4 protein-coding genes and 2 pseudogenes are annotated in these 12463 nt (G+C 36.8%); 3 read left to right on the top strand and 3 right to left on the bottom strand.

Annotation, left to right across the window (positions count from 1 at the left end; all coding sequences use genetic code 11):
* Positions 1-53 precede the first annotated feature (53 nt).
* Entirely contained in the window at positions 54-1073 is a 1020-nt protein-coding gene (gene serB, locus L3081_RS07735; RefSeq protein WP_242284691.1) for a phosphoserine phosphatase SerB, read from the top strand.
* 8 nt (positions 1074-1081) lie between these two features.
* On the opposite strand, the gene L3081_RS07730 is transcribed toward serB, so the two are convergent.
* A complete protein-coding gene (locus L3081_RS07730) occupies positions 1082-3532 on the bottom strand; it encodes a PilZ domain-containing protein (RefSeq protein ID WP_242284689.1) in 2451 nt (816 codons plus the stop codon).
* A 211-nt stretch (positions 3533-3743) separates the two neighbouring features.
* Here L3081_RS07730 and radA point away from each other — a divergent pair.
* Both radA and L3081_RS07720 read left to right on the top strand, forming a co-directional pair.
* Positions 3744-5115 (top strand): annotated as a pseudogene (gene radA, locus L3081_RS07725) (DNA repair protein RadA).
* A gap of 176 nt (positions 5116-5291) precedes the next feature.
* Complete coding sequence (locus L3081_RS07720; RefSeq protein WP_242285645.1) at positions 5292-7496, top strand: S9 family peptidase; 2205 nt, start codon at positions 5292-5294, stop codon at positions 7494-7496.
* 115 nt (positions 7497-7611) lie between these two features.
* Here L3081_RS07720 and metH read toward each other — a convergent pair.
* Positions 7612-11315, bottom strand: a pseudogene (gene metH / locus L3081_RS26570) (methionine synthase).
* Between the two features lie 73 nt (positions 11316-11388).
* Positions 11389-12336 carry a homoserine O-succinyltransferase gene (locus tag L3081_RS07695; protein WP_242284686.1) on the bottom strand — a complete coding sequence of 316 codons (948 nt, stop codon included), beginning with the start codon at positions 12334-12336 and terminating at the stop codon, positions 11389-11391.
* Between the last annotated feature and the right edge of the window lie 127 nt (positions 12337-12463).

Genomic DNA, 12463 nt, shown 5'->3' with positions numbered 1-12463 from the left:
ATTCATTCATCATAAACGTGCAGGTATATATGCACTTATAATAGAGAGTTAACGTGTCTTTTTCTACTAATGTATTATTTTCTGCTAACATATTATCCTTATCACTTAAAAATCACTTTGAACAACACCCTATTCCAAGTAATTTTCCTGCTAGTTTTACGATAAATAAAGAACACCTAACAATCGATGAAAATATCTCTGTTCACATGACACAACAAACGTTAGTGGTTTTTGATGATTTATCATTAGAAAATTTACTTACCTTACAAGAAAAATGCCACTTAACTATTGATGCTTTGCTCGCAATCAACACCCGAAACAATCAAACAAGTTACCGTTTCTGTATAAGCTGCGAAGACTTCATCAAAGCTCGCAAAGCACTTGCTGACTTTACCCTAGCCAAGAAAATAGAAGCAGCATTAATTCAAGATGCCCCAAAACTTAATGAACCCGGCTTACTTGTAATGGATATGGATTCAACCACCATTGAAATTGAATGTATTGATGAAATTGCTAAATTAGCCGGTGTAGGTGAGCAAGTATCAGCTGTAACAGAGTTAGCTATGCAAGGTAAGTTAGATTTTGCACAGAGCTTACATCAACGTGTTGCTACGCTAGAGAATGCACCTGAACAAATTCTTATTGATGTAGCGAAAAACATTCCGTTAATGACAGGTTTAAAAACGCTAATAAGTGAGCTGAAACGACACAACTGGCGAATCGCTATCGCATCAGGCGGTTTTACATATTTTGCCGACCACCTTAAAGACATGTTAACGCTAGATGCAGCTTTTGCGAACGTTTTGGAAATCAAAAATGGCAAATTAACTGGAAAAGTCATAGGCAATGTTGTCGACGCACAAGTAAAAGCTGACTCATTAGCCTTATTAGCATCAAAATATAATATCCCCGCTTCACAAACTGTCGCTATGGGTGATGGTGCTAATGATCTAGTCATGATGGCAGCGGCCGGCTTTGGTGTTGCATTTCATGCCAAACCCATCGTATTAGCCCAGGCCGACAGTAGCATTAATTATCAAGGGTTAGACTGTTTACTGCATTGGTTAGCTTAGCAAAGACTTTATAACCCGTGACTAAATAAAACTTCATCAGTGATATCTACATATTGAACTGACGCAACAACGCTCCAAATATCCTGTTCTATCTGCTTACTGCGATGAATAGCGTACGCACTAATATAGCTTAGCTCAGTATTTAAGTATTCTATATCAGGCTTATTAGTGCGCGATATTTTTAACTGAAAACTAAAAAAACTGCCATTAGTTATTGCTTTTCTTATAAAAAATCGTCTTAACTCTGGTGTATTTAATTCATTATCAGATTTAACATTAACACTTGTTTTTATGTTTTTTAAATCCTTACCCATTGATATATATAATATTTCAGTTATAGGTTCTTTATGGGTGAGCAAACGTTTTAAACACGATTCAAGAAAGTTATCCTTATAAAGTTTAGTCAGCAACGGATAAAAGTTATAGAAATTTTTTCTATCGCTTAAGCTATGCAGTTTTTGTAAAAAGTCATTGCCCTTATCATTACTAACCAATGCTTCAATTTTATATCGACTACCACTAGTTTGAACAATTAGCGTTGGCACTTGTAAGTTTTGAGCATAATTGGTTCTCAATGCCTCGGCTAAACCAGGCACTAAAAATGTATATTCATCAGTAGTTAATTTATTTTTATTTTTATCAATCAGTAACTTAAAGAATGAACGCCCCACATGTTGATGCGCTTTAACATAGACCCGAAGGTTAATGGTCGTTTTTTTATCATCAATTTTCACCACTTCATAAGGTAACTTTTTCAATTCATAAGATGAGGTGATTTTTTGCAAGTTAGGAAAGGTTATATAAACAACATCACCAACAAACAATGTAACTGATTTCTCTGTTTCGGCCTTTAATCCTAATGTAGAAAAATCAATCGAATTACCTTGCCATTGTAGACCATTAGATTCCATCAAAACGGGGGTGCTATAAATGAATCTCGGCTCTTGCCGTTGATTTTTATAAGTGACACCTAACCTATCAACCACAACTTTATCAGTTAAACGTTTATGACCAAATTTCTTAAATTTAGTTACGTCTATTTGAATATCTGAAAATTCTTGGTATAGCTCGACAGAGGTTTTATGGGTTATATCAGTTGCCACAACAGCGAAAGGCAACGAATTAATACAGTCAATTACGTCGTCTGACGGTGGTAAATTTATAAACTGCTTTTTCGCTTCTAAGGTGCCAGACAACGCAAAAGGAGAGTGTATATTTAACGTATTAACATCATAATAAGTTAACTTTGTAACTTTAAATGAGCTCTTCTTCGCCGCAAAAGTTAGAAATGAAGGAGAAAAATCACTTGTCTTAAGCAACTGTTCTTCATCAATACTATAGAAGAAAAATTTACCTTGATTCTGATGTACAAAACTATAAACCCGCAACGACTTACCTTGCTTGTACTTTTTTATTAATCGGGCAATGCGTGCTTCATTGACTAAAAAATGAAGATTCGATTCATTATTTTCATCTTGCCAATATTGAAAAACTGAATGATTGTTATTGGTTGTTAACACGTAACGAGGGAGAATACGCTCCCCAACACGCTCAAAATATATAGGTAATTCATTGATGGTCGGTAAAACATATTGTTCAAAGCTTCTAGATTGCACTGCTGAGATAGTGTTTTCTAAGTTAATTTTATAGCGGCGTTTATTCCCTTGAATATAGCCCGATAAAAATCGCTGAAATGGGTCATTATCACCAACCACTATGCGTTGACAGCCAACTAACTGTGTATTGTCATCACGATAAATGTTTTTTACCTGATATGTAAACATTTCGCCTTTGGAAAACTGAAACTCACTCTCAAGTCCTTTGAAGTGTATTGTTATATTTTGATCTATATACAAGGGATCTTTACTGCTAATGCGAAATTTTATACCTTGTACGCTGATATCAATACTACTAATGGATTTTTTTTGGTTATTTTCTAATGTTGCCTCTAAAGAAGAAACAAAGTTCATCCGTTCTTCTATTCGATCTTGATACTGATTGAGCGGAAATATAGCAACAGGGTACTGAATTTTATCTTGTGTTTTATCAACAGACTCAATAATTTTTTTCGGTGATTTAGCCTGCTCTATATGATTTTTTTCATTTTCGAAAATCAACCGAAAATTGTTTTTAGTATTTTTTAATTCTTCATAAACACCAAAAGTATATCCATTATGAATTTCAACTTGCTCTTCAAATACACTAATGGCAATGTCATCCATAAAATGACTTTGCCCATTGTGTTCATATATTTTACATTCGCCGTCGACCAAGCCTCGTAAATCAATACACCGGTAACAAACACTCGCCAACCGCTTCAATTCCATTTTTAATAAGAATCGTTCTGTTTTAGGTATATGCTTAGTGCTTTGCGTAAACTTAATATCAAAACTTGGCTTATTTACTTCGCCACGAAAGCTATCAATTATTTTTTGATGTTTTGAGAAATCTGTGGTCATGGAATATAATTTTTGTCTTTATTTTTTGAATAAAGTATTAATGCGCTATCATATAGCATTTATAGCATGATAATTTACACAATTTAAACACTTTAAATATAGTTATTGTATTTAATCGCTAATCAAACAAGTAAATGGTGCCGTTTATTCAACTATTATAAATAACAATGCAATTTTTGCACCTAAAATAAAAAGATAATAAAGGAAACCTATGGCAAAAGCTAAAGCCTCTTATGTCTGTACTGACTGTGGCTCAGAGTATTCACGTTGGCTAGGACAATGTACTGACTGTAAAGCATGGAATACTATTTCCGAATTCAGGCAAGCAAAGCTACCCGCTCGTGGTGGTAACTTTGCAGGGTTTGCTTGGTGCAGCGCATCAAAATGAGTCAACAGTACAAACACTTGACACTATCGACTTAGCTGACTTACCGCGCTTTTCTTCTGGCTTTGCCGAATTTGACCGAGTTCTTGGTGGCGGTATTGTGCCAGGCAGTGCTATTTTAATTGGCGGAGAACCTGGCGCAGGTAAAAGCACCTTACTTTTACAAACCATGTGTACCTTGGCAACTAACATGCCTGCTCTATATATCACAGGTGAAGAGTCACTTCAGCAAGTTGCCATGCGAGCTAAACGCTTAGCTCTACCTACTGATAAATTAAAAATGCTTTCAGAAACCAGTGTGGAAAACATTTGCCATATTGCATTGAAAGAACAACCCAAAATTATCGTTATCGACTCTATTCAAGTCATGCACATGAGCGATATACAATCTGCCCCTGGTAGTGTGTCACAAGTCAGGGAAAGTGCCGCTTATTTGACGCGGTTTGCCAAACAATATCATGTTGCTATATTATTGGTTGGGCACGTAACAAAAGATGGTTCACTTGCAGGACCTAAAGTATTAGAACATTGTATTGATTGCTCTATCATGCTTGAAGGGAGTACAGATTCCCGCTATAGAACGCTACGAGGCAATAAAAACCGCTTTGGCGCAGTAAATGAGTTAGGTGTGTTTGCTATGACGGGCTCTGGCTTAAAAGAAGTGAAAAACCCGTCGGCTATTTTCTTAAGCAGAACAGAAGAGCAAACCGGCGGCAGTGTTGTCATGGTGTTATGGGAAGGTACGCGGCCTTTATTAGTTGAAATTCAAGCTTTAGTCGACCATTCAGCATTGGGGAATCCACGCCGCGTTGCCGTGGGTGCAGACCAAAACAGATTATCAATGCTGCTTGCCATATTACACCGACATGGCGGGTTACAGCTCAATGACCAAGATGTTTTTGTTAATGTGGTAGGGGGTATTAAAGTCACTGAAACGAGTATTGATTTAGCCTTGATCCTTGCATTAGTTTCAAGCTTTAAAGATAATGCGTTACCACAAGACTTGGTAATTTTTGGCGAAGTAGGCCTTTCTGGCGAAATTCGACCGGTACCAAGTGGCCAAGAGCGTATCAATGAAGCAGCGAAACATGGCTTTAAGCGCGCAATCGTTCCCTTTAATAACATGCCCAAAGAACCAATAAAAGGGATGGAAGTAATTGGCATAAAAAAATTAAGCGAAGCATTAGAGGTGATATAAGCATTTAGCAATACACCGTTTTTTTTACATGTTTCAAATTTACTTTGATAACAATTTAATATGGTTTACAGATGAAAAATAACTTCAAACGAACTGGCATTATTGCCACTTCTGTGATTTGCTCAGTGCTATTTTTTAGCACAGCATCCCAGGCAATAGAGCAACTAGCATCTAAAATGAAAACAATCAAAAACAGCCCATTAACGATAGACCGGATATACAGTTCCCCCTCATTGAATGGACAAACACCTAAATCTTTAAAATTTTCACCTGACGGCTCACGAGTAACCTATTTACAAGGCAAAAGCGAAGACTTAAACCGTTACGATTTATGGGAGTACAACCTATCAAGCAAAGAAAACAAGCTATTAGTAGATTCTCAAGATTTATTTAGTGGTACAGAAATTCTTTCTGATGAAGAAAAAGCAAGACGTGAACGACAACGTGTTTATGGTTTTGGTATCATGGAATACAAGTTTTCAAACGATGGTTCTGCCCTGCTATTTCCTTTAAATGGCGACATTTATTATTATAATCTAGCCAATAAAAACGCTAAGCGTTTGACCGAGACCGACGAATTTGAAACGGATATAAAATTTTCGCCCAAGGGTAATTATGTATCATTTATTCGCAACCAAAATATTTTTGTGCTCAATATTAAAAATGGTAACGAAACACAATTGACCAAAGATGGTGCAGGAACCATCAAAAATGGCATGAGTGAGTTTGTTGCCCAAGAAGAAATGGACAGAATGACTGGCTATTGGTGGTCGCCTGATGAGAAGCACATTGCTTTTCTACGTGTAGATGAAACACCTGTAAAAACAGTTATTCGCAATGAAATATACGCTGAAAAAATAGAACTAATTGAACAACGCTACCCTGCCACAGGCACTAACAACGTTACAATACAATTAGCAGTAACGGATATAAAAGGCAAAAAGGTACGTTTTGTTGAGCTTGATGATGCCAGAGGCGGCACATCAAACGGTAATAAAAATGACTTTTATTTACCTCGCGTAAAATGGTTGCCTGACAGTAAAAACCTCTCATATCAATGGCAAAGCCGCGATCAAAAAACGTTAAAATTAAAAACCTATAACCTTAAAAAACGCAAACAAAAAACGCTACTCACTGAACATTCAACACATTGGCTAAATTTACACCACGATCTTTATTTTTTAAAGAATAGCCAATCATTTATTTGGGCTTCAGAACGTGATGGCTTCAAACATTTGTATCACTTCAACAATGATGGTGAATTAATCAATCAACTAACTAAAGGTAAATGGGTTGTTGATTCAATAGAACATGTAGATGAAAAAAATGGCTTAATTTATTTTACTGGTCGTGCCGACACACCATTAGAGCGCCATTTATATCGTGTTCCATTAAACACTAAATCACCTGAGCACGTTGCTAGAATAAGTAAGCGTAATGGCTTTCATAGCATCAACTTTAGTAAAAATAGTAAAACCTATATAGATAGTTTCTCGAATATTTCTACGCCAAAACAAGTCAGTTTACACAAAATCGATGGCGAGCATATAACATGGTTAGCAGAAAATAAGATCAATGAGGAACACCCCATTTTTCCCTATTACGCTGATTTAATCCAACCCCGATTTGGTACATTAACGTCTGACGATGGCAAAGCAACGCTTTATTATAAACTTTATAAACCTAATAATATGGTACCCGGTAAAAAATACCCTGTCGTTGTTAACGTATACGGTGGTCCACATGCTCAGTTAGTAAAAAATACTTGGCAAGGTGCCGACATGACTCAATATATGCTCCAACAGGGCTATATCGTTTTTCAATTAGACAATAGAGGTTCTAACTATCGGGGTACCGAGTTTGAATTTTCAATTTATGAAAAACTAGGGCAAGTTGAAGTAGACGACCAAATCACAGGTGTTAAATATCTTCACACTTTACCTTATGTAGATAAAGATAAAATTGGCATTTTTGGTCACTCGTACGGCGGCTATATGGCATTAATGACGCTATTTAAAGCAGGTGATTATTTCAAAGCAGCAGTTAGTGGTGCGCCAGTGACCGACTGGTTACTCTATGACACGCATTACACTGAGCGTTACCTAAACCACCCTAAAGCTAATACTGATGGCTATGAACAATCCAGTGTATTTCCTTATATTACAAACTTAAAAAATCCACTGTTGGTTTATCATGGTATGGCTGATGATAATGTGCTGTTCACTAACACCACAAAGTTAATTAAAGCACTACAAGATGAAAATAAACTATTTGAATTAATGACTTACCCTGGTAGTAAGCATAGTATGCGAGGTAAAGCGGTTAAAGTTCACTTAAATAATACTATCATGAGTTTTTTTGATAGGCATTTTAAGTATTAAGTAAGAATAATACGTTGCGAAAACACGTTTTCAATCGATTTTCGCAACGCTATTTGTACAGAGATAAAATAGGCAGTTTAACTAATATGAGCTCTGGTTAAGTTAATGGTTAGTGCTATTCCGGTTCATAATCTAAATTAGCGGATAACCAACGTTCTGCTTGCTCTATAGTCATCCCCTTACGCGCTGCGTAATCTAATACTTGATCCTTCGCTAATTTAGCTACAGCAAAATACTTTGATTCAGGATGAGAAAAATACCAACCGCTAACTGCTGCTCCAGGCCACATGGCATAACTTGATGTCAACTTCATACCAATATTTTCTTCGACGTTAAGCAACTCCCACAATAAACCTTTTTCAGTATGTTCAGGACAAGCAGGGTAACCTGGTCTTCCGACGTATACCTTGATAGCGCTCTCGAATCAGCGCATCATTATCTAAAGCCTCATCAGGAGCATAACCCCAGTATTCTTTACGTACTTTTTCATGAAGATACTCTGCACTGGCTTCCGCTAACCTATCGGCAACGGCTTTAATAAGAATCAAATTATAAGTGTCATGCTTGGCGTCATATGCCTTAACTAATTCGTCCACACCAAAACCTGATGAAACAGCAAAGGCACCAATGTAATCATTTACGCCAGATCCTTTAGGTGCAACATAATCGGATAAACAACGATTAAATTGTTTTGAGGGTTTCTTACTTTGTTGACGAAGCTGCTGTAATCTCATTAAGGTCTGAGTACGATCTTCATTCCCATCATTAGTGCTATAAACTTCAATGTCGTCAATATCGCTATTCGGCCGGAAATAAGCCAAATACAGCTTTCGCTGTAATTTTGTTGTTATTAATAACATCATCTATCATATTATTAGCATCTTCAAACAACTTTCTCGCTTCTTCACCAATCACTTCATGCTTTAAGATAAGCGGGTATTTACCTGATAATTGCCATGTAGTAAAAAAAGGTGTCCAATCGATATATTTTCTCACCTCATTGAGGTCAAGGTTTTCCAGTACAGTAACACCAAGTTTATTCGGTTTTTTCGGCGTATAATCATCAAAATCAACTTTTGTAGCATTAGCACGAGCATCTTCTATACTAATTAAACTTGAGCGAGGACCTTTTTTATAATGACGAGCACGAACACGTTCATATTCTTCTTTAGTGCTAGCAAAAAATTTGGCTTTATGCTCATCAGACAACAATTTGCTTACAACAGAAACAGCACGCGATGCATTGGAAACATACACAACAGGTTGGTCATATTGAGGTTCAATTTTAACTGCAGTATGTGCTTTTGAAGTAGTTGCACCACCAATTAACAAAGGTAATTCAAAGCCTTGTCGTTTCATTTCTTTCGCTACATGAACCATTTCATCCAGAGAGGGGTTATCAGGCCCGATAAACCTATAATATCTACATTCTCTTCTTTAGCTACCCTTAATATATCTTCACAGGAAACCATCACGCCAAGGTCGATTATTTCATAGTTATTACATTGTAAGACCACACCAACAATGTTCTTTCCTATATCATGAACATCACCTTTAACGGTTGCTAATAAGACTTTTCCGTTCGAGCTAGCTTCTGTTTTTTCTGCTTCAATAAAGGGGTTTAAGTGTGCTACTGCTTGTTTCATTACACGTGCAGATTTCACTACCTGCGGTAAAAACATTTCTCCGACCGAACAAATCACCCACGACATTCATGCCATCCATGAGTGGTCCTTCAATCACATCAAGTGGGCGATCTGCAAATAGGCGCGCTTCTTCTGTATCTTCAATGATAAATTCATTAATACCTTTAACTAACGCATGTGCTAAACGTTCGTTGATAGGTAGTTCTCGCCAAGTTAAATCAGTTTTTGATGCCTGCCCTCCGGCTTGCCCTTGATATTCTTGTGCAATATCCAACAAGCGCTCAGTTGCTCCATCATCATTATTTTGAATAACATCTTCAACAGCAAGACGCAATTTATCGGGTATATCTGAATAGATGGCTAATTGCCCGGCGTTAACTATTCCCATATCCATACCATTTTTTATGGCGTGATATAAAAACACAGCGTGAATAGCTTCTCGAACGGGGTTATTACCACGAAACGAAAATGACACATTTGAAACTCCACCAGAAATCATCGCATAAGGTAAATTCTGCTTGATGTCAGCTACGGCTTCAATAAAATCAACCGCATAATTGTTATGTTCGTCAATGCCTGTAGCAACAGCAAAAATATTAGGATCAAAAATGATGTCCTCTGCCGGGTAACCTATTTCATCAACCAATATATGATAGGCACGATGACATATTTCATACTTTCTTTTTCGTGTATCGGCTTGGCCATCTTCATCAAATGCCATCACGATAACCGCAGCACCATAACGACGTAATAATTCTGCTTGATGACGGAAGTTATCTTCCCCCTCTTTTAAGCTAATAGAATTAACGATACCTTTACCTTGAATGCATTGTAATCCTGCTTCAATAATCTCCCATTTAGAGGAGTCAATCATAATTGGCACTTTAGCAATATCAGGCTCACCTGCAATAAGATTTAAAAAGCGCACCATGGCACTTTTCGAATCCGGCATGCCTTCATCCATATTGATATCAATAATCTGTGCACCGTTTTCCACTTGCTGCAAGGCAACCGCAATAGCTTGATCGTAGTTTTCTTCTTTGATCAAACGTTTAAACATAGCAGAGCCTGTAACATTAGTACGCTCACCAACGTTTACAAATAAAGAATCTTCATCAATAGTTAACGCTTCGAGTCCTGATAAACGACAAGCAACTTTTCTAGGTGCAATTTCACGCGGCTTAAGTTTAGCTACCGAATCGGCCATCCCTTTAATATGAGCCGGCGTGGTACCACAACAGCCACCAATAATATTTAAAAAGCCTGAGCTTGCCCATTCACTCACATGAGTATTCATGTCTGCAACGGTAAAATCATATTCACCAAAAGCATTAGGTAGACCGGCATTGGGGTGAGCAGAAACAGCAACATCACAAATTCGACTCAACTCTTCTACATATTGGCGTAATTCAACCGGGCCTAGTGCACAGTTTAAACCGAAAGAAACTGGTTTTGCATGACGTAAAGAATTATAAAATGCTTCTGTAGTTTGACCTGACAACGTTCGACCAGACGCATCAGTAATAGTACCTGATATCATTACTGGTAATCTAATTCCAAGATTATCAAATACAGTTTCTACCGCAAAAATCGCCGCTTTTGCATTTAATGTGTCGAAAATCGTTTCAATCAAAATAAGATCTGAACCACCTTTAATTAAGGCAGTTGTTGATTCAACATAAGCTTCTTTTAATTCATCAAAGGTGACATTACGAAAAGTTTGGATCGTTAACATCTGGTGATATAGAACAAGTACGATTCGTTGGCCCTAATACACCGGCTACAAATCGTGGTTTTTCGGGTGTTTTTTTATTATATTCATCTGCCGCTGCACGCGCAATTTGCGCTGCAACTAAATTGATTTCAGCGCTATAAGCTTGCATGTCATAATCAGCCATGGCAATCGTTGTAGCATTGAATGTGTTGGTTTCAAGTATATCCGCACCTGCTTCAAGGTACTCTAAATGAATTGCTTTAATGATGTCTGGTGGGTAAGCACGAGTAAATCATTATTGCCCTTTACATCACTATGCCAGTCAGCAAAACGTTCACCACGAAAATCTTGCTCTTCAAACTTATATGCTTGAATCATAGTGCCCATAGCACCATCAAGAATTAGTATATTTTTAGCCAATTGTTGTTCAAATAAAGCAAATGATGTATGTTTTTTCATGATGTATTCGGTTTCCTAAGGGTAAATCTTTAAATTAAAATAGGGACTAACTTAATATAAACAGCTGATTTTTCTAAATAACAGTATCGGGATGTATTGCTTTAATATTAGAAGCATCCAATTTATAGGGCGTTATTTGATAAACATAATAGTTGAGCCAATTAGTAAATAACAAACTACCGTGACTACGCCATGTGGCTTCGGGGGAATTATTTATGTTATCGTCTTTGTAATAATGCTCAGGCATAGCCGCTGTTTTATCGACTGCTATATCTCTTAAAAATTCTTCATGTAGCGTGGTAGTATCATATTCAGGGTGACCCGTAAGATACACCTGCTGCTTATTTTTACTGGCGGCTAGATAAACCCCCGCTTCCTTTGATTCCGCTAAAACCTTTATCTGAGGAACGCTTTCATAATCAGATTTATCAATGTAGCCATATCGCGAATGAGGTACATTAAAATTTTCATCAAAACCTCGTGTTAGCGGCTCTTTTTCATCTAGGGCTTTATGGTTAAATACACCGGATAACTTTTGCTTGCGTAAATGACGATTTAATCCATAGTGATGGTACAATGCCGCATGCGCAGCCCAACAAGAAAACATGGTTGAGGTAACATTTTCTTCAGCCCAGTCAAATACTTCACAAATTTTATCCCAAAAGGTTACTTGCGAGTAATCAAGTAAGGCCAGTGGTGCACCTGTAATAATTAAACCATCATATTGTTTGTGTTTAATATCATCAAACAAATGATAAAAAGTATCTAAATGCTCCGTGGGAGTGTTTTTAGATTCATTAGCATGTATACGAACAAATTCAATATTTATTTGTAGCGGTGTGTTTGACAGCATGCGTAATATTTGTACTTCTGTTTCAATTTTATTCGGCATCAAATTTAAAATAGCCACTTGCATTGGGCGAATTTCCTGAGACATCGCTCGATGTTCAGACATGACGAAAATATTTTCATTATCTAATATAGATAATGCAGGTAATTGATCAGGAATTTTAATTGGCATAACGCACCTAGTAGCAAAAAACAAATAAATAGCATTTAAAAATACACTATTACAATACTACTTAGATCATTAGATATGTCAACATCTAAACGTATAGATGGCTAAACGTTTTTTAATTAAAAAATAC

Origin of the sequence: Colwellia maritima, assembly GCF_022669015.1 — a bacterium.
Taxonomy (GTDB): domain Bacteria; phylum Pseudomonadota; class Gammaproteobacteria; order Enterobacterales; family Alteromonadaceae; genus Colwellia; species Colwellia maritima.
Note: the sequence above shows the minus strand (reverse complement) of the source record. Positions and strands in the feature narration are given on the sequence as shown.

Coding starts and splice junctions, on each gene's coding strand:
- L3081_RS07730 (WP_242284689.1), bottom strand. CDS start 3,532: ATGACCACAGATTTCTCAAAACATCAAAAAATAATTGATAGCTTTCGT.
- L3081_RS07720 (WP_242285645.1), top strand. CDS start 5,292: ATGAAAACAATCAAAAACAGCCCATTAACGATAGACCGGATATACAGT.
- L3081_RS07695 (WP_242284686.1), bottom strand. CDS start 12,336: ATGCCAATTAAAATTCCTGATCAATTACCTGCATTATCTATATTAGAT.